The 19,241-nt window shown below is 73.6% G+C and carries 17 protein-coding genes; 15 read left to right on the top strand and 2 right to left on the bottom strand.

Annotated elements, in window-relative coordinates; translation table 11 throughout:
- Nucleotides 1-21 precede the first annotated feature (21 nt).
- The gene (gene clpB / locus PV343_RS28590; RefSeq protein WP_319149877.1) at nt 22-2,619 is read left to right on the top strand and encodes an ATP-dependent chaperone ClpB; all 2,598 of its coding nucleotides are present in this window, start codon (nt 22-24) and stop codon (nt 2,617-2,619) included.
- Between the two features lie 138 nt (nt 2,620-2,757).
- A complete protein-coding gene (locus PV343_RS28595) occupies nt 2,758-3,288 on the top strand; it encodes a YbjN domain-containing protein (RefSeq protein WP_319149878.1) in 531 nt (176 codons plus the stop codon).
- 42 nt (nt 3,289-3,330) lie between these two features.
- On the opposite strand, the gene PV343_RS28600 is transcribed toward PV343_RS28595, so the two are convergent.
- Both PV343_RS28600 and PV343_RS28605 read right to left on the bottom strand, forming a co-directional pair.
- A complete protein-coding gene (locus PV343_RS28600) occupies nt 3,331-4,515 on the bottom strand; it encodes a pyridoxal phosphate-dependent aminotransferase (RefSeq protein ID WP_319149879.1) in 1,185 nt (394 codons plus the stop codon).
- A gap of 76 nt (nt 4,516-4,591) precedes the next feature.
- Nucleotides 4,592-4,771: a hypothetical protein gene (locus tag PV343_RS28605; protein WP_319149880.1), complete on the bottom strand. Its 180-nt coding sequence runs from the start codon at nt 4,769-4,771 to the stop codon at nt 4,592-4,594.
- Between the two features lie 817 nt (nt 4,772-5,588).
- On the opposite strand from PV343_RS28605, the gene PV343_RS28610 reads away from it, so the two are divergent.
- From PV343_RS28610 to PV343_RS28670, 13 genes are all read left to right on the top strand, one after another.
- A complete protein-coding gene (locus PV343_RS28610) occupies nt 5,589-6,113 on the top strand; it encodes a DUF2617 family protein (RefSeq protein ID WP_319149882.1) in 525 nt (174 codons plus the stop codon).
- A gap of 89 nt (nt 6,114-6,202) precedes the next feature.
- On the top strand, nt 6,203-7,840 hold the full coding sequence (locus tag PV343_RS28615; RefSeq protein ID WP_319149883.1) for a polyamine aminopropyltransferase: 1,638 nt from the start codon (nt 6,203-6,205) through the stop codon (nt 7,838-7,840).
- A gap of 42 nt (nt 7,841-7,882) precedes the next feature.
- Nucleotides 7,883-8,866: an SRPBCC family protein gene (locus tag PV343_RS28620; protein ID WP_319149884.1), complete on the top strand. Its 984-nt coding sequence runs from the start codon at nt 7,883-7,885 to the stop codon at nt 8,864-8,866.
- 61 nt (nt 8,867-8,927) lie between these two features.
- Nucleotides 8,928-9,716: an aldose 1-epimerase gene (locus PV343_RS28625; protein WP_319149885.1), complete on the top strand. Its 789-nt coding sequence runs from the start codon at nt 8,928-8,930 to the stop codon at nt 9,714-9,716.
- A 10-nt stretch (nt 9,717-9,726) separates the two neighbouring features.
- The gene (gene pyrE / locus PV343_RS28630) at nt 9,727-10,275 is read left to right on the top strand and encodes an orotate phosphoribosyltransferase (protein WP_020941272.1); all 549 of its coding nucleotides are present in this window, start codon (nt 9,727-9,729) and stop codon (nt 10,273-10,275) included.
- Between the two features lie 145 nt (nt 10,276-10,420).
- Nucleotides 10,421-11,443, top strand: coding sequence for a class II fructose-bisphosphate aldolase (gene fbaA, locus PV343_RS28635; protein ID WP_319149886.1), 1,023 nt, complete (start codon nt 10,421-10,423; stop codon nt 11,441-11,443).
- 69 nt (nt 11,444-11,512) lie between these two features.
- Nucleotides 11,513-12,979 carry an MFS transporter gene (locus PV343_RS28640; RefSeq protein WP_319149887.1) on the top strand — a complete coding sequence of 489 codons (1,467 nt, stop codon included), beginning with the start codon at nt 11,513-11,515 and terminating at the stop codon, nt 12,977-12,979.
- Between the two features lie 138 nt (nt 12,980-13,117).
- Entirely contained in the window at nt 13,118-13,531 is a 414-nt protein-coding gene (locus PV343_RS28645) for a DUF3151 domain-containing protein (protein ID WP_317444529.1), read from the top strand.
- Nucleotides 13,532-13,682: 151 nt separating this feature from the next.
- Nucleotides 13,683-14,531, top strand: coding sequence for a tryptophan 2,3-dioxygenase family protein (locus PV343_RS28650; protein ID WP_319149889.1), 849 nt, complete (start codon nt 13,683-13,685; stop codon nt 14,529-14,531).
- Nucleotides 14,524-15,708, top strand: coding sequence for a kynureninase (kynU, locus tag PV343_RS28655; RefSeq protein WP_319149890.1), 1,185 nt, complete (start codon nt 14,524-14,526; stop codon nt 15,706-15,708). The genes PV343_RS28650 and kynU overlap by 8 nt, the downstream gene beginning before the upstream one ends.
- A gap of 168 nt (nt 15,709-15,876) precedes the next feature.
- Entirely contained in the window at nt 15,877-16,779 is a 903-nt protein-coding gene (locus tag PV343_RS28660) for an alpha/beta hydrolase (protein WP_319149891.1), read from the top strand.
- Nucleotides 16,780-16,971: 192 nt separating this feature from the next.
- A complete protein-coding gene (locus tag PV343_RS28665; RefSeq protein WP_319149892.1) occupies nt 16,972-17,976 on the top strand; it encodes an alpha/beta hydrolase in 1,005 nt (334 codons plus the stop codon).
- Nucleotides 17,969-19,207 (top strand): acyltransferase family protein, encoded by a 1,239-nt coding sequence (locus PV343_RS28670; RefSeq protein ID WP_319149893.1) that lies wholly within the window; start codon nt 17,969-17,971, stop codon nt 19,205-19,207. Before PV343_RS28665 ends, PV343_RS28670 begins: the two co-directional genes overlap by 8 nt.
- Nucleotides 19,208-19,241 lie beyond the last annotated feature (34 nt).

Raw genomic sequence — 19,241 nt, forward strand, 5'->3', positions numbered from 1 at the left:
GCCGAGGAGGAGAACCGACACGTGGACGCCGAGCTGACCAACAGGAGCCGGGACGCGATCAACACCGCCGGCAACCGCGCCCTGGCCGAGGGACACCCGGACCTCACACCCGCTCACCTGCTCCTCGCCCTGCTCGCGGGGCAGGACAACGAGAACATCACCGACCTGCTCGCGGCCGTCGAGGCCGACCAGGCGGCCGTACGCTCCGGCGCCGAGCGTGTCCTCGCCCGGCTGCCCAGCGTGACCGGCTCCACCGTCGCGCCCCCGCAGCCCAACCGCGAGCTGCTCGCCGTGATCGCGGACGCCACCGAACGGGCCGCGGAACTCGGTGACGAGTACCTGTCCACCGAGCACCTGCTCATCGGCATCGCCGCCAAGGGCGGGGCGGCCGGTGACGTGCTCACGGCGCAGGGCGCCGACGCCAGGAAGCTGCAAGAGGCCTTTCGCAAGGCCAGGGGAGGACGCCGCGTGACCACCGCCGATCCCGAGGGCCAGTACAAGGCCCTGGAGAAGTTCGGCACCGACTTCACCGCCGCCGCCCGCGAGGGCCGCCTCGACCCGGTCATCGGCCGGGACCAGGAGATCCGGCGGGTCGTGCAGGTGCTGAGCCGCCGTACCAAGAACAACCCGGTCCTCATCGGCGAGCCGGGCGTCGGCAAGACCGCCGTGGTCGAGGGGCTCGCCCAGCGGATCGTCAAGGGCGACGTGCCCGAGTCCCTGCGCGACAAGCGGCTGGTCGCGCTCGACCTCGGCGCGATGGTCGCCGGCGCGAAGTACCGCGGCGAGTTCGAGGAGCGGCTGAAGGCCGTGCTCGCCGAGATCAAGGACTCCGACGGGCAGATCATCACCTTCATCGACGAGCTGCACACCGTCGTGGGCGCCGGGGCCGGCGGCGACTCCGCCATGGACGCGGGCAACATGCTCAAGCCGATGCTGGCCCGCGGCGAGCTGCGCATGGTCGGCGCGACCACGCTGGACGAGTACCGCGAGCGGATCGAGAAGGACCCCGCCCTGGAGCGCCGCTTCCAGCAGGTGCTGGTCGCCGAGCCGACCGTCGAGGACACCATCGCGATCCTGCGCGGCCTGAAGGGCCGCTACGAGGCCCACCACAAGGTGCAGATCGCGGACAGTGCGCTGGTGGCCGCCGCGACCCTGTCCGACCGGTACATCACCTCCCGCTTCCTGCCGGACAAGGCCATCGACCTGGTGGACGAGTCGGCCTCCCGGCTGCGCATGGAGATCGACTCCTCGCCGGTCGAGATCGACGAGCTCCAGCGCTCCGTCGACCGGCTGAAGATGGAGGAGCTGGCGATCGCCAAGGAGACCGACCCGGCCTCCCGCGAACGCCTGGACAAGCTGCGCCGCGACCTCGCCGACAAGGAGGAGGAGCTGCGCGGCCTGACCGCCCGCTGGGAGAAGGAGAAGGAGTCCCTCAACCGGGTCGGTGAGCTGAAGGAGCGCCTGGACGACCTGCGCGGCCAGGCCGAGCGCGCCCAGCGCGACGGCGACTTCGACACCGCCGCCAAGCTGCTGTACGGCGAGATCCCGGAGCTGGAGAAGGAGCTGGAGGCCGCCTCCGAGGCCGAGGAGGAGGTCGCCCGGGACACCATGGTCAAGGAGGAGGTCGGCTCCGACGACATCGCCGACGTCGTCGCCGCCTGGACCGGCATCCCGGCCGGCCGCCTGATGGAGGGCGAGACGCAGAAGCTGCTGCGCATGGAGGACGAGCTGGGCCGGCGGCTCATCGGCCAGGGCGAGGCGGTGCGCGCGGTGAGCGACGCCGTACGGCGCTCGCGCGCCGGCATCGCCGACCCCGACCGGCCGACCGGGTCCTTCCTCTTCCTCGGCCCGACCGGCGTCGGCAAGACAGAACTCGCCAAGGCCCTCGCCGACTTCCTGTTCGACGACGAGCGGGCCATGGTCCGCATCGACATGTCGGAGTACGGCGAGAAGCACAGCGTGGCCCGGCTGGTCGGCGCGCCTCCCGGCTACGTCGGCTACGAGGAGGGCGGCCAGCTCACCGAGGCGGTCCGCCGGCGGCCGTACAGCGTGGTGCTGCTGGACGAGGTCGAGAAGGCCCACCCGGAGGTCTTCGACGTCCTGCTCCAGGTGCTGGACGACGGCCGGCTCACCGACGGACAGGGCCGCACGGTCGACTTCCGCAACACCATCCTGGTGCTCACCTCCAACCTGGGCAGCCAGTACCTGGTGGACCCGATCCCCAGCGAGGCGGAGAAGCGGGAGCAGGTCCTGGAGGTCGTACGGGCCTCTTTCAAGCCGGAATTCCTGAACCGGCTCGACGACTTCGTGGTCTTCTCCGCGCTCACCAAGCCCGAGCTGGAGCGGATCGCGCAGCTCCAGATCGAGAGGCTGGCCAGGCGGCTGGCCGAGCGGCGCCTCACGCTGGACATCACCCCCGAGGCGCTGGCCTGGCTCGCCGAGGAGGGGATGGACCCGGCCTACGGCGCCCGCCCGCTGCGCCGCCTGGTGCAGACCTCGATCGGCGACCGGCTCGCCAAGGAGATCCTGTCCGGCGAGATCAAGGACGGCGACACGGTCCGGGTGGACCGCTTCGGCGAGGGGCTGCTGGTCGGCCCGGCGACGGGCAAGACCCTCTGACCGGGGGTACGCGGACCCGGTGGCGCCCCGGCGGGCGTGCGCCCCGTGTCAGCCCTCGGCTGACACGGGGTGGCCGGGGCTTGCCACCCCCCTCCCCCTCTGGGGGAGGATGGCGGAATCCGCATGAAGGGAAAAACAGTGAGCATCGACCCGTCCTCGATCCCGAACTTCGGGGGCCAGCCCGAACCGCAGCCGCAGGGACCGGCCGGCCCCGTCGTCCCGGATCAGGACCTCGTGAAGCAGCTCCTCGAACAGATGGAGCTGAAGTACGTCGTCGACGAGGAGGGTGACCTCGCGGCTCCGTGGGAGCAGTTCCGCACGTACTTCATGTTCCGCGGGGAGGACGAGCAGGCGGTCTTCTCGGTGCGGACGTTCTACGACCGGCCGCACAAGATCGACGAGAAGGTCCAGCTGCTGGAGTCCGTCGACGACTGGAACCGCCGCACCCTGTGGCCCAAGGTGTACACCCACACCCACGACGACGGCACGGTCCGCCTCATCGGTGAGGCCCAGATGCTGATCGGTACCGGCGTCGACCTGAACCACTTCGTCTCGTCCACGGTCAGCTGGGTGCGGGCCGCGATCGAGTTCGACAAGTGGCTGGTCGAGCAGCTCGGTCTCGAGCAGGAGGTCAACGACTCCGAGGAGCCCGAGGACGACGGGGAGTAACCGGGTCCGGTCAGGTCTGGGGGCGCCGCCCCCAGACCCTGGTCACAGCCGCCGCAGCCGTTCGGCGGCCTCCCGGAGCACCTCTTCGCGCTTGCAGAACGCGAACCGCACGAACGGCGACCCCGCCTCCCGGTCGTCGTAGAAGACCGCGTTGGGGATGGCCACCACGCCGGCCCGCTCCGGCAGGGCGCGGCAGAAGGTGAAGCCGTCCTTCTCGCCGAGCGGGCGGATGTCGGTCGTGATGAAGTAGGTGCCCGCCGGCCGGAAGACCTCGAATCCGGCCCGGGTCAGCCCCTCCGCGAGGATGTCCCGGCGGGCGCGCATGTCCCGGCGGAAGCCCTCGAAATAGGAGTCGGGCAGCGCCAGGGCCTCGGCCACCGCGTACTGGAAGGGGCCCGAGGAGACGTACGTCAGGAACTGCTTGGCCGAGCGCACGGCGGTCACCAGCTCCGGCGCGGCCGTCACCCAGCCGACCTTCCAGCCGGTGAACGAGAACGTCTTGCCCGCCGAACCGATCGTCACCGTCCGCTCCCGCATCCCGGGGAACGCGGCCAGCGGCACGTGCTCCGCCTCGTCGAAGACCAGGTGCTCGTAGACCTCGTCGGTCACCACCAGCAGATCGCGTTCCACCGCCAGCGCGGCGACGGCCGCCAGCTCGGCGCGGGTGAGGACCGTGCCGGTCGGGTTGTGCGGGGTGTTGACCAGCAGCAGCCGGGTGCGGTCCGTGACGGCGGCGCGCAGCTCGTCGAGGTCGAGCCGGAACCGGCCGCCGTCCGGCCGCAGGGTCACCGGCACCCGCCTGCCGCCCGCCATGGCGATGCTCGCGGCGTAGGAGTCGTAGTACGGCTCCAGGGCCACCACCTCGTCCCCGGGCTCCAGGAGCGCCAGCAGCGACGCCGCGATCGCCTCCGTGGCGCCCGCGGTGACCAGCACCTCGGTGTCGGGGTCGTGGGCCAGGCCGTAGCGGCGCAGCTGGTGCGCGGCGATCGCGGTGCGCAGCTCGGGGACGCCCGGGCCCGGCGGGTACTGGTTGCCGCGCCCGTCGCGCAGCGCGCGCACGGCCGCCTCCCGTACCTCCTCGGGACCGTCGGTATCGGGGAAGCCCTGCCCCAGGTTGATCGACCCGGTCGCCACGGCGAGGGCGGACATCTCGGCGAAGATCGTCGTCCCGAACTCGGCAAGCCGGCGGTTCAGGTGCGGGCGCGCGGTGGAGGTCATGCCGGCCATCCTGCGCCCAAGCTCGGGAGTTACTCAAGAAGCCCAGCGCCCCGCAGCGCGTGGCTGTGGGGCGCCTGGTGGGGGTTCAGTCGACCATCTGTCCGTCGAACTCACCGCCACTGCAGGTGTTGTTCGCCCAATCGACCGTTCCCCCGCCCTGTTCGCACTCACCCCGGGTGAGGCTGGCGGCGGCGGCGCTGGTGAGGCCGATTCCGGCGAGGGCTGCCGCGGCGATGACGGCGGCGAGGATTCGTCGAATGCGCATTTCATTCGCCTTTCACGGATTGCCTCGGTTTGTGACACTGCTCAGCCAATTGATCATCCATGCGGGCGACACGTCATGTTGGGCCGTTCGGGTGACACCGCTGTCGGGCGCGGATCCGGCACCCTCTGAAGTTCCTCAACTCGGCTTTCGGGGTTCCGGTGGCCGGGCATCCCCCGTTCACCGCGGCCCACGGGGGGCCGGAAACCGGGGGACGAAAGAAGGTGACGCCATGGGCGTCGTGTTCGTGGTGGTGGTGGCAGCGGTCGTCTGCTTCGGGGTCGTCGCGTCCGCGAAGGGCAGGTCGCGGCGCGGACGGCGGGCGGGCCGGTCGGCGTCGTACGGCGCGGGCGGGAGCGGCGGGAGCTGGTGGGCCGGGGACAGCGGTTCCTCGTCGTCCGGGGACAGCGGTTCGTCCTCGTCCGGCGGGCACCACTCGGGAGGCCACCACTCCGGGGGGCACCACTCGTGCGGTGGTCACTCGTCGTGCGGCGGGGGTTCGTCCTGCGGGGGCTCCTCGTGCGGCGGGGGCTCGTCCTGCGGTGGCGGCGGGTGCGGGGGCGGCAACTGACGGGGCGTCGGGGGAGACGGCCGGCACGGCGTAGTTGAACAGTTGAGCTGTGGGGCCCTCTGAGGGATGGAAACCCCACGAAGTTGGGTAAAAACGCTGTGGTGACGCCTCTGTTCATGATTCCCTCTAAATCACCTACGCAGCCCATCGGACGTCCCGCAGACTCCCCTCCCCGGCCGGGCCGGCTGGGCTGACCGGGCTGACATGGCCGATCTCCCCCTCTTCTGCGCGTGTTAGCGGAGCCGATCCATGCTCACGACCCTGAACACCTCCTACACCGATACGCGGGCCGCCGACCTCGCCTGGGCCCTCGGACGCGAGCCGCTGCCTGCACTGGCCACCCTCGACCTGGAACTGACCGGCGCGAAACTGCAGTTGAGGCTGCTCGGCGCGTCCCACCAGGTGCTGCTCCAGGAGGAGCGGGGCGACTGTTCGGAGACGGTCGCCTGCATCCCCGGCTCCAGCACCCCGCTGCCGCTGGGCGTCGCCAAGCGGGTCGGGGACTGGGAGTACGAGTTCGCCGCGCGCGTCGAGGTGCTCACGCCGGGCTCGTTCGCGGGCCGGGCCCAGGAGCTGCTCGCCCTGGTCTCCGAGCACCCGCACGGCCTCGCCGGGGTCTTCCCCGGCAGCCCGCACGCCTTCACCGCCATGCTGGCCCAGCGGCACGAGGGCCAGGTGCACTGGCGCACCTGGCACGCCTACCCGCAGGACGGACAGCTGGTGGCCACCCGGACCCGGGTCGGGGCGCGGGTGCCCCGGACCTCGTCACGTTAGGACGACATAAACCAGCCGTACGCCGACTGCCGCGAGATCCACACGTGTGGGTGACGAAGCGTACCCGTGATGTGACGTAACGTCGCAGAGTGATCGAACCGCAGGCCCCCGCGCGCCCGGCCGCCCCGCCCTGGCCGGGTCCCGCACGGCTGCCCGTACGGCCGGGCACCGGGCGGTTCCTGGTCCTCGTCTGCGTCTTCGTCTGCGCGGCCTGTGGACTCGTCTACGAACTGGAACTCGTCGCGTTCGCCTCGTACCTGATCGGCGACTCGGTCACCCAGGCCTCCGTCGTGCTGTCCGTGATGGTCTTCGCGATGGGCATCGGCTCGCTCGCCGCCAAACGGCTGCGCTGGCACGCGGCCGCCGGCTTCGGGGCGATCGAGATCGTCCTGGCGCTGGTCGGCGGGTGCAGCGCGATGGCGCTCTACGCCGTCTTCGCCTGGACCGGCGGCTGGGGCGGTATCTGGGCCGAAGGGCCGCGCTGCCTGCTGGTCGCCTTCTCGCTCGCCATCGGCCTGCTCGTCGGCGCCGAGGTGCCGCTGCTGATGGAGCTGATCCAGCGGATCCGCCGGCAGGACGCGGGCGGCGCGGTCGCCGACCTGTTCGCCGCGGACTACGTCGGCGCCCTCGTCGGCGGGCTGGCCTTCCCGTTCCTGCTCCTGCCGTTCCTCGGCCAGCTCACGGGCGCGCTGTGCACCGGCTCGGTCAACGTCGTGGCCGGCGGCGCCCTGGTCCTCGGCCTGTTCCGCCGCGATCTGACCCGGCGTGCCCGCTGGACCCTGCTCCTCGTCGGCCTCACCGTCCTCGGCGTCCTCGCCACCGCCGCCGCCCTCGCCGACGAGTTCGAACGGGCCGCCCGCCACGCGGTGTACGGCAAGGACGTCCGGGTCGCCGTGCAGACCGGCGTCCAGGAGGTCGTCCTCGCCGGCGGCACCCGGGGCCGTCCCCTGGACCTCTTCCTCGACGGCCGGCTGCGGGTGGGCGGCCGCGACGAGCGCCGCTACCACGAGGCGCTGGTCCGGCCGGCGATGACCGGGCCGCATGCCCGCGTGCTGGTCCTCGGCGGCGGTGACGGCCTGGCCGCCCGCGAGGTGCTGCGGCAGCCGGGCGTGCGCCGCGTCGACGTCGTCGACCTCGACGCCGAACTGATCGGTCTGGCCCGCACCGACCCCGGCCTGTCCGCCCTCAACGGCCACGCCTACGACGACCCCCGCGTCCACGTCACCGCCGCCGACGCGCTCACCTGGCTGCGCGCGGCGCCACCGGTCCCGTACGACGTGGTGATCGCGGACCTCCCCGATCCCGGCATCACGGCCAGCACGAAGCTCTACTCGCAGGAGTTCTACGGCCTGGCGCGTCGTGTCCTCGCCGCCGACGGGCGCCTGGTGGTGCACGCCGGACCCGTCGCCACCCGCCCCCGCGTCTTCTGGACGGTGGCCGCGACGCTGCGCGCGTCCGGTTTCGGGTTCTCCCCCTACCGGGTGCTCGGCCGCGACCCCGGCTTCCCGGCCGGCCCCGACCGCTCGGCCGGGGAACCCCGGGCCCCGCACGACTGGGGCTTCCTGCTGGCCGCCCCGGGCGCCACGGCGCCGCCGCTGCGCCTGCACCCGCGCGGGCCGCGACCGCACACCCTGACCCCGCGCGGGCTGGCGGCCGACGGTCTGGCGGCACGGCGTACGCGGATCGGCGGGCTGCCGGCGTCGACGCTGGTGCATCCGCGGTACTGAAGGGGGGTACGTTCCCCTCACTCCTGGGTAGGCTCAGCCGACATGGAGCACCAGGTCTTCGTCCCGGTTCCGGCCGACCGGCTCAGAGAAGCCCTCGCCGACCCCGCCCGGGTGGCGCGTGCGGTCCCCGGGCTCCAGCAGGACGCCGGGGCCGAACCCGTGACCGGGCGGCTGAAGTTGCGCGTCGGCGGCCACTCCGTCACCTATCGCGGCGCCGTCCGGCTCACGCCCCGCGCGGACGGCACCTACGCCGTCGACGGCGAGGCCGCCGAGGCCCGCGGCACCGGCACCGTCAAACTCGCCCTCACCCTGCGCCTCACGGACGGCGGGGCGGCCGGCGGCGACGGCGGGGACGGCACCACCGTCACGGTCGAGGGCACGGCCGACGCGGACGGACGCATCGCGGAACTGCCTTCGGACGCGGTCCACTCGGCGGTCACCCGCCTGCTGAGCCGCTTCCTGGAGAACCTGTCCGAGAGCCGGCCGGACGAGGACGGCCCCGACAGCGAGGCGAACCCCGACGGCCAGGCGGCCCCCGACGGCCAGGCGGGCGGGGACGGTCAGGCGGCGGGCCAGGCCGACTCGGAGGCCGGGAGCGTGTCCGGGTCCGCGTCCGGGCGGACCCCCGACACGGGACACACCGTCGAGCCCGATTCCGAGCCCGACTCCGCACCGCCTCCCGGCACCGGCCCCGGGAGCGAGGGCGAGTCCGGCCCGAGCTCCGTCTTCGACACCGACGTGCCCCCGCCCTCCCTCGACCGCGAGGCGGACCCGGACACCGACCGCAGGTCCGGCTTCGACGCCACGGGCGAGCCGCCCGCCGAGGCCGCGCACGCGCGCCGCACGATGATCGGCCGCAGCGCGGAGGAGGTCGACCACGCGCCGCCGCGCGGCCGCTACGCCCCGGTGCCGGCCCCGCAGACCGTCGCCGGGAAGGCGGCCCTGCGCTGGGCCGCGCCCGCCGCCGCGCTGGCCGTCGCCTCGGCCATCGTGCTGGGCCGCGCCCTGCGCCGACGCCACCCCTAGGGCCTGTCCCGCACCGCCCGGCCGGCGGACGCCCTCTTGATCGCCCCAGTAGGGTCGACACGTGAGTAACGAAGACATCACGCTGACCGCGGGCGACGCGGAAGTGAGCGTGCGGCCCGGCAACGGCGGCCGTATCGGTGGGCTCCGGATCGGCGGCGTGGAGCTGCTGCGCCAGGGCGAGCGCTACGGCTGCTTCCCGATGGTGCCGTGGTGCGGCCGGATCAGGGAGGGCCGCTTCATGGACGGCGCCACCCTGCGCCAGATGCCCCTCAACTCCCCGCCGCACGCCATCCACGGCACCGCGCGCGACGGCGACTGGCGCACCGCCCGCACCTCGGCCGACGAGGCCGTCATCACCCACGACCTGACCGACCCCTGGCCGCACCGCGGCCGGGTCACGCACGTCGTCGCGCTGGCCGAGGACAGCCTGACGCTGACCATGTCCGTGGAGGCGTACGACGACTCCTTCCCGGCGCAGATCGGCTGGCACCCGTGGTTCAACCGCAGCCTCGGCGGCGAGGACGTGCGGCTCGACTTCAAGCCCGCCTGGCAGGAGGAGCGCGGCGCCGACCACCTGCCCACCGGCAACCGCCTCGACCCGCGGCCCGGCCCCTGGGACGACTGCTTCGGCATGCCCGGCGGCGTCGACGTCACCCTCACCTGGCCGGGGCAGCTCGAACTGCGGGTCACCGGCCGGGAGGAGTGGGTGGTCGTCTACGACGAGCAGGCCGAGGCCGTCTGCGTGGAGCCGCAGACCGGACCGCCCAACGGGCTGAACACCCTCCCGCGCCTGGTCACACCGCTGGAGCCGCTGGAGGCGTCGACCACCTGGAGCTGGCGGCGCCTCTAAGCTGTGCCCCATGACGGACGTACGTGGCGCGCTGCTGCAGCAGATCAAGGACAAGGCCGTGGTGCACGGCAAGGTGACCCTGTCGTCGGGCAAGGAAGCCGACTACTACATCGACCTTCGCCGGATCACGCTGGACGGCGAGGCCGCGCCGCTGGTCGGTGAGGTCATGCTCGACCTGACCGCGGAGCTGGACTTCGAGGCGGTCGGCGGCCTCACCCTGGGCGCCGACCCGGTGGCCACCGCCATGCTGCACGCCTCGCACGCGCGCGGCCGGACGCTGGACGCCTTCGTGGTGCGCAAGGCGGGCAAGGCGCACGGCCTGCAGCGCCGGATCGAGGGTGCCGAGGTCGCGGGCCGCCGGGTGCTGGCCGTCGAGGACACCTCGACGACCGGCGGCTCCGTGCTGACGGCCGTGGAGGCGCTGCGCGAGGCCGGCGCGGAGGTCGTCGCCGTGGCCACGATCGTGGACCGGGCGACGGGCGCGGCCGAGGCGATCGCCGAGCAGGCGGGCGTGCCGTACGTGTTCGCCTTCTCGAAGGATGAACTGGGTCTGGACTGACGCGCCGGATTGACCTGGACTTGACCGGCGCATGGACCAGCGGTCCATGTCTGGAAAGATGGGGACGACGATGACGTCACACCCTAGGTCTAGGTCAGGGCCGTAGTACGCAGATCGCCAACCCGCACACTCAAGGAGCGGACAGATGCCCATCGCAACCCCCGAGGTCTACAACGAGATGCTCGACCGGGCGAAGGCAGGCAAGTTCGCCTACCCGGCCATCAACGTCACCTCGAGCCAGACCCTGAACGCGGCGCTGCGCGGCTTCGCGGAGGCGGAGAGCGACGGCATCGTCCAGATCTCCACGGGTGGCGCGGAGTTCCTCGGCGGCCAGTACAGCAAGGACATGGTGACCGGCGCCGTCGCGCTCGCCGAGTACGCGCACATCCTCGCCGAGAAGTACCCGGTCAACATCGCGCTGCACACCGACCACTGCCCGAAGGACAAGCTCGACGGGTACGTGCGTCCGCTGCTGGCGGTCTCCGAGGAGCGCGTCAAGGCCGGCCGCAACCCGCTGTTCCAGTCGCACATGTGGGACGGCTCCGCCGAGACCCTCGCGGACAACCTGGCCATCGCGCAGGAACTGCTGGAGACGGCCCGCCGGGCGAACATCATCCTCGAGGTGGAGATCACCCCGACCGGTGGTGAGGAGGACGGCGTCTCCCACGAGATCAACGACTCGCTGTACACCACGGTCGAGGACGCGATCCGCACCGCCGAGGCCCTCGGCCTGGGCGAGAAGGGCCGCTACCTGCTCGCCGCCTCGTTCGGCAACGTGCACGGCGTGTACAAGCCGGGCAACGTCGTGCTCCGCCCCGAGCTGCTGAAGGAGCTGGCCGACGGCGTGTCCGCCAAGTTCGGCAAGCAGTCCCCGTTCGACTTCGTCTTCCACGGCGGCTCCGGCTCCACCGAGCAGGAGATCCTGACCGCGCTGGAGAACGGCGTCGTCAAGATGAACATCGACACGGACACCCAGTACGCCTTCACCCGTCCGGTCGCCGCCCACATGTTCAAGAACTACGACGGCGTCCTGAAGGTCGACGGCGAGGTCGGCGACAAGAAGACCTACGACCCGCGCACCTGGGGCAAGCTGGCCGAGGCGTCGATGGCCGAGCGTGTCGTCGAGGCCACCCGCAACCTGCGCTCGGCGGGCAACAAGATCAAGTAGCCCGTGGCGGTACCTCGCGGTGAGCCCGTCGCCTGACCCGGGCGGCGGGCTCGCTGTATACCTGAAGGCATGCCCGACGTCCGGCTGGCCTCGCCCCGCGGCAGGTGGGTCCTGTTCACCACGGTCCTCGGCTCCAGCATGGCGATGCTGGACTCGACCGTCGTCAACGTGGCGCTGCCGACGATCGGCCGCGACCTCGGCGCGAGCCTGGGCGCGCTGCAGTGGACGGTCAACGCGTACATGGTCACGCTGGCCGGCCTGATCCTGCTGGGCGGTTCGCTGGGTGACCGCTACGGCCGCCGGCGGATCTTCGTGCTGGGGGTCGTCTGGTTCGCGGCCGCCTCGCTGCTGTGCGGCCTGGCGCCGGACCCCGGCGTCCTCATCGCCGCCCGCGCCCTCCAGGGCATCGGCGGCGCACTGCTCACCCCGGGTTCCCTCGCGCTGATCCAGGCGTCCTTCGACCCGGACGACCGGAGCCGGGCGGTCGGCCTGTGGTCCGGCTTCGGCGGCATCGGCGCGGCCGTGGGGCCCTTCCTGGGCGGCTGGCTGGTGGACGGCCCGGGCTGGCGCTGGGTGTTCCTGCTCAACGTGCCGCTGGCGCTGCTGTGCGTGCCGGTGGCCCTGCGCCACGTCCCGGAGTCCGACGCGGGCCGCTCCGGGACCCGGTTCGACGTGCTCGGCGCGGTCCTCGGCGCGCTGGCGCTGGCGCTGCTGACGTACGCCCTGATCGAGGCCGGCCAGACCGGTCACGATGCCGTCGCGGTCGGGCTGAGCGCGGTGGGAGGTGTCGTGGCCGCCGTCGCCTTCGTCCAGGTCGAGCGGCACCGGGCCGACCCGATGCTGCCGCCGGACATCTTCGCCTCACGCCAGTTCACGGCGGTCAACCTGGTGACGCTGTGCGTGTACGCGGCCTTCGGCGGCTTCTTCTTCCTCACCGCGCTCCAGCTCCAGGTGGTGGCGGGCTACTCGGCACTGCAGGCCGGGACCGCGCTGCTCCCCACGACGGCCCTGATGCTGCTGTTCTCGGCCCGCTCGGGCGCGCTGGCCGACCGGACCGGTCCCCGGCTGCCGCTGACCGTCGGACCGCTGCTCTGCGCGGCGGCGATGCTGCTGATGCTCCGGGTGGGGCCGGACGCGGACTACCTGCGGGACGTCCTTCCGGCGCTGCTGGTGATGGGGGCGGGCATGGTCGCCCTGGTGGCGCCGCTGACCGCCACGGTGCTCGCCTCCGTCGACACCTCGCGGGCGGGACTGGCCAGCGGCATCAACAACGCGGCGGCGCGGGCGGCGGGGCTGATCGCGGTGGCGGCGCTGCCGCTGCTGACGGGGATGGGGCCGGAGGCGTATCGGGTTCCCGCGGCTTTCGACGCGGCGTTCGATCGTGCGATGCCCATCTGTTCCGCGGTTCTGGTGGTGGGGTCGGCGTTGGCGTTCGCGCTGGTGCGGAGGCCGGGGCCTGGGTGTCGGCGGCCCGAGTGCCGGAGGCATGGGAACGTGATGAGTCCTCCTCTGGAGGGGGAGCGGAGCGGGAGGTAGGGGGCGGGGTCTTCGCTGCCGGGTGCGGGTGCGTGGGGGCCGGTCGCGCAGTTCCCCGCGCCCCTTTCGGTGCCGACGCCTGCTGTCTCGTGACCCTGGGGGCGGGTGTCCCTGCTACCAGTGCGGGAGACTGGGGGCATGACGATTCACGAGAACCTTCTCGGCGGGCCGCCTCCGACCCACCTTCCCGACGACCCGGAGCCCCGCGAGCTGCTCGCGCAGGGCACCGCATCCGCGGATGTCGCCGCCAAGTACCCGACCTCCTCCCTCGCCTGGGCCCAGCTGGCCGACGAGGCGTTCGAGCGGGGCTCGGTCGTGGAGTCGTACGCCTATGCCCGCACCGGCTACCACCGTGGCCTCGACGCGCTGCGCCGCAGCGGCTGGAAGGGCCACGGCCCGGTCCCGTGGGAGCACGAGCCCAACCGCGGCTTCCTGCGCGCCCTGCACGCCCTCGCCCGCGCCGCGCAGTCGATCGGTGAGCAGGAGGAGTACGAGCGCTGCTCGCAGTTCCTGAAGGACTCCTCCCCGACGGCGGCCCAGACCCTGGGCTGACCGGTACGGGTGCGACCGGTGTGGCCCGTCTGGCAGCAGACGGGCCTTGCCGTATCCGGGGGGATTACGGAGGATTCCGCTTGGGGACCGGGGCCCCCGTGCCGGCATCGGCAGGGGCGGACCGCTACCCGGAGTAACACAGGAGACAGCGATGTCCCAACCGGCTCACCTCCCTCACGAGGCCGCTGAGCCCGAGACCCCGCATCTCGACTTCGCAGGCACCACGCCGTACGAGGACTACGTCAAGGCGGACGTGCTCACCCATCTCCAGCACACCCTCTCCGACGACCCCGGAGAGATGGTCTTCCTGGTCACGACCCAGGTCATGGAGCTGTGGTTCACCGTGATCGTGCACGAGTGGGAGACCGCCGCGCAGGCGCTCCGCTCGGACGACGTGCCGACCGCCGTCGCCGCGCTGAAGCGCTCCGTACGCGAACTGGAGGCCCTGAACGCCTCCTGGAAGCCGCTCGGCCAGCTCACCCCCGCACAGTTCAACGCCTACCGCGGCGCCCTCGGCGAGGGCTCCGGTTTCCAGTCGGCGATGTACCGCCGGATGGAGTTCCTGCTCGGCGACAAGTCCGCCTCCATGCTCGTCCCGCACCGCGGCGCCCCCCGCGTCCACGCGGAGCTGGAGAAGGCCCTGCACGAGCCGAGCCTGTACGACGAGGTCGTGCGGCTCCTCGCGCGGCGCGGCCACGCGATCCCGGACGCCGTGCTGACCCGGGACGTGACCCTGCGCCACGAGCCGTCGGACGCCGTGGAGGCGGCCTGGCAGGCGGTCTACTCCGGCGACGAGCACGCCGACCTGGCCCGGCTGGGCGAGGCGCTGACGGACGTGGCCGAGCTGGTGTGGCGCTGGCGCAACGACCACCTGGTCGCCACCCGCCGCGCGATGGGCGCCAAGACCGGCACCGGCGGCTCCGCGGGCGTGGCCTGGCTGGAGAAGCGTGCCCGCAAGAACGTCTTCCCCGAGCTGTGGACGGCGAGGTCCTATGTCTGAGCTGGTCTCGCGCGCGCAGGAGCTGGACGCGGCCGACGAGCTGGCCCCGCTGCGCTCCCGCTTCGTCCTGGACGACGTGGTCTACCTGGACGGCAACTCCCTCGGCGCGCTGCCCGCCCACGTGCCGGGCCGGGTCGAGGACGTCGTCCGCAGGCAGTGGGGCGAGCTGCGCATCCGCTCCTGGGAGGAGAGCGGCTGGTGGACGGCGCCCGAGCGGATCGGCGACCGCATCGCCCCGCTGGTCGGCGCGGCCCCGGGCCAGATCGTGGTGGGCGACTCCACCAGCGTCAACGTCTTCAAGGCGCTGGTGGCGGCGATCCGCATGGCCGGCACGGACCGTGACGAGGTCCTGGTCGACGCGACGACGTTCCCCACGGACGGCTACATCGCCGAGTCGGCGGCCCGGCTGACCGGCCGCACCCTGCGCCCGGTGACGCCCGCCGAGCTGCCGTCGGCGCTGTCCGGCCGTACGGCGGCGGTCCTGCTGAACCACGTCGACTACCGCACCGGCCGCCTGCACGACCTGCCCGCCCTGACGGCCGCGGTCCACGCCTGCGGCGCGCTCGCGGTCTGGGACCTGTGCCACAGCGCGGGCGCGCTGCCGGTGGGGCTGGACGAGCACGGGGTCGACCTGGCGGTCGGCTGCACCTACAAGTACCTGAACGGCGGCCCGGGTTCGCCGGCGTACCTGTATGTGCGCGAGGAGCTCCAGGACCGTTTCGACTCGCCCCTGCCCGGCTGGAACTCGCACGCCGAGCCCTTCGGGATGAGCCCGTCGTACGCCCCGGCGCCCGGTGCGCCGCGCGGCCGGGTCGGCACGCCGGACATCTTGTCCATGCTGGCCCTGGAGGCGGCCCTGGAGGTCTGGGACGGCGTGCGGGTCGCCGCGGTGCGGGCGAAGTCGCTCGCGCTGACGGACTTCTTCCTGGAGTGCGTCGCCGCGTACACCGAGCCGGGCCGGGTCGAGTCCGTGACCCCGCTGCCGCACGCGGAGCGGGGCAGCCAGATCGCCCTGCGCTGCGCCGACGCGGGTGAGGTGATGAAGCGTCTGATCGACCGCGGGGTGGTGGGCGACTTCCGTCACCCGGACGTCCTGCGCTTCGGTTTCACTCCGCTGTACGTCGGCTTCGCCGACACCGAGCGGGCGGCCCGGGTGCTGGGCGAGGTGCTCGGCTAGCGCGACCGGACCGGAGGGGGCGGGGTGCGACCGCGTCCCGCCCCCGCACGTCACGGGCCTGGTACCGTCCCGGCCAACGGCCGACGACGTATGCCCGCCCGGTCCGCCTGAACCGCCCCCGGTGCCGAAGGCCCGGGAGGCCTCCCTTCGCCGCTGAGAGGTTGGAGCATGCCGGACGACGACGCCGCTGCCCGCGCCGCCGCCGAGGAGGAGTCGGCCTTCGCGCACCCGCCGGTCGACCCCGACGCCACCGCCGCCTACGGCGACCACCCCGACCAGGTGATCGACTTCTACGTCCCGCGCACCGACACCCCGCTCGCCCCGCTGGTCGTCGTCCTGCACGGCGGTGCGTGGCGGGAGCCCTACGACCGCCGCCACATCACCCCCTTCGCCGACTTCCTGGCCCGCCGGGGCTTCGCGGTGGCCAACGTCGAGTACCGCAGGGGCGGCGAGCCGCAGATCCCCGCGCAGAACACCGGCTCCGAGAGCGGCGCGGCCCCGGCCCCCCTGGCCGGCCGCTGGCCCGACACCTTCGACGACGTGGCGGCGGCCCTGGACGCGCTGCCCGCGTTGGCCCGCGAGCTGCTCCCACGCGCCGACCAGCGCCGCACGGTCCTCACCGGCCACTCGGCGGGCGGCCACCTCGCCCTGTGGGCCGCGGCCCGCCATGTCCTGCCCGCCGGCGCCCCGTGGCGCCTTGACGGCCCGGCGCCGCTGCGCGGCGTGGTCGCGCTCGCCCCGATCGCGGACCTCGCGATGGCCGAGAAGCTGGACGTCTGCGGGAACGCCTCCCTCCAACTCCTGGGCGGCCACGACCGGTTCGCGGAGCGGCAGCCGTACGCCGACCCCGCGCTGCTGCTGCCGACGGGCATCGCGACGACCCTGGTCCAGGGGCGCGCCGACCTCGACGTGCCGCAGGCGGTGGCCGAGGCCTACGCGGACGCGGCGGCCAAGGCCGGCGAGGTGGTGGGCCTGACGCTGCTGGAGGACGTCGGGCACTTCCCGCTGATCGACCCGGCGGCGGACGCGTGCGCGGTGGTGGCGGAGGAGATCGCCCAACTGGCCTGGTGAGAAAGGCCGGTGTCGCGCCTGGCACGTTCCCGGTCCGCGGTCCGGCCCCCTCGGGGGCGCCCCCGGTCATACCCGTAGTACCTGAGAGCTACGCCGCCGGACGGCTCTCCAGCGGGACGCGGTCGACGGCCCCCGTTCCCTAACTTCCCTGTCGTACAAGCCCGATGGCCGGGCGTACGGGGGAGGACCAGCATGGGGCGGGCGCCGACGGAGAAGACCGCGCGGAGGACCCTGCGCCGGGCCGCGCGCACCGCGCGCCGGGCCCTGATCCCGGCACTCCTGACCGCCGCCCTCGTGGTGCCGCTCGCGGGTGCCGCCCGCCCCGGGATCCCCGCGCCGCCGCCCGCCGCCGTGGGCCCCCTCACCCCGGCCACCCTGCACACCGCGTACGAGGCGAACCGGGCCGACGCCGCCGAGGCGGCCCGCATGGCCGCCGCGCACGGCGACGGGCACCGCGCCGCCGCCGACCGCGCGCTGGCCGCCCGCTCCCGGCACCTGCTCGCCTACGACGGCCGCGGCGCCGGCCTCGCCACCGAGGTCCTCGGCGACCTGGCGGCCGCCGACCGGGTGGCGGTCCTCGTCCCCGGCTCCGACACCTCCCTGGACACCTACGGCCGCTTCCACCGGGCCGCGGCGGCCCTGTACCGGGACCTCCTCCGCCGCGCCCCCGCCGGCACCCGCGTCGCCGTGGTCGCCTGGCTGGGCTACCGGACCCCGGGCACCGTCAGCGCCACGGTGACCACCACGACCCGCGCCGAGCACGCCGCCCCCCGACTGCGCGCCCTGGTGCGGCAGTTGCGCGCGCTGACACCGGCCGGGTCCCGGCTCTCCCTGCTCTGCCACTCCTACGGCTCGGTGGTCTGCGGCCGGGCCGCCGCCGGCCTGGACGCCGACGACATCGCCCTCGTCGGCAGCCCCGGCACGGGCGCCGGCACCGCCGCCGGGCTGCGCACCCGCGCCCGGATCTGGGCGGCCCGCGGCACCGGCGACTGGGTGGCGCACGTCCCGCACGTCCGCGCCGACCTGCTGTTCACCACCGTCGGCTTCGGCACCGACCCCGTCTCCCGCGCTTTCGGCGCCCGGGTCTTCGACGCGGCCGGCGCCGACCACAGCGGCTACTTCACCCCGGGCTCGGCCTCCCTCACCAACCTGGCCCGGATCACCCTCGGCGAGACCTCGGAGGTGACCCGTGTCTGAGCCGGCCCCCCGCGGCCCGCGCCGCGCGCTGCACGCGATACGCCAGGGTGCCCACCGGGTGGACGCCGCCACCCCCGCGTCCCGCGACCGCGCGGTCGACGCGCTGCGCGCCTTCGCGATCCTCGGCGTCGTCCTCGGCCACTGGCTGGTCACGGCCCTGGTCGCGGACGACGGGACGCTGCGCGCGGCGAGCCCGCTGCAGCACCTGCCCTGGCTCGCCCCGGTCTCCTGGGCCTTCCAGACCCTGGCCGTCTTCTTCCTGGTCGGCGGTCATGTGGCCACCCGCAGCCATGCCTCGGCCCGCGCCCGCGGCGTGCCGTACGGCGCCTGGCTGCGCGGCCGGCTGAGCCGCCTGCTGCGGCCGGTCCTCGCCCTCCTCACCCTGTGGACGGTGGCGGCGACCGCCCTGCTGCTGACCGGCACCCCCTTCGGCACCCTGCACACGCTGGTCAAACTGGCCCTGTCCCCGCTGTGGTTCCTCCTGGTCTTCGCCGCCCTGACGGCGGCCACCCCGCTGGTCGCCCGGCTCAGCCCGCTCTGGCCGCTGGCGGTCGTCGCGCACGTGGACCTGCTCCGCTTCGGCCTGCACGTCGGCCCCTCCTGGCTGGGCTGGGTGAACCTGGCGGCCGGCTGGCTGGTCCCGTACACCCTGGGCGCCGCCTGGACCCGCGGCGAACTGGAGTCCCGGCGGGCGGCCTTCGTGCTGCTGCTCGGCGGTGCGACGGCCACGGCCGCGCTCGTACTGGGGGCGGGCTACCCGGCGTCGATGGTCGGTGTGCCGGGCCACCCGGTCTCCAACCTCAACCCCCCGACCCTGGCGGCCGTCACCTTCGGCCTTGCCCAGTGCGGGCTCGCCCTGCTGCTGCGCGACCGGCTGCGCGCGGCGATGCGCCGCCCGCTCGCCTGGGCGGCCGTGGCCCTGGTCAACCTCTCCGCCATGACGATCTTCCTGTGGCACCAGACGGCCCTGATGGCCACGACCGCCACCGCGCTGCGGGCCGGCCGCCTGCCCGGCCTGCACACCGTCCCCGACGGCCTGGACTGGGTGGCGTACCGGCTGCTGTGGCTGCCGGTGTTCGCCCTGGTGCTCGCCCTGTGCCGGACCGCGTTCCGGTCCTGGGAACAGGGCTCGCGGCGCCGTCCCGCCGGCACCGGCCGCGGGCGCTCCCGGGTGGTCCGGGTGCACCGGGCCGGGGACGGGAAGGCCGCGCGGGCGATCCGCCGTGCCTGAGCCCACTTCGGCGACAAGCCCTAGGGTGGTCCGC

The sequence above is a fragment of the Streptomyces sp. WI03-4A genome (genome assembly GCF_033792105.1).
Classification (GTDB): domain Bacteria; phylum Actinomycetota; class Actinomycetes; order Streptomycetales; family Streptomycetaceae; genus Streptomyces; species Streptomyces collinus_A.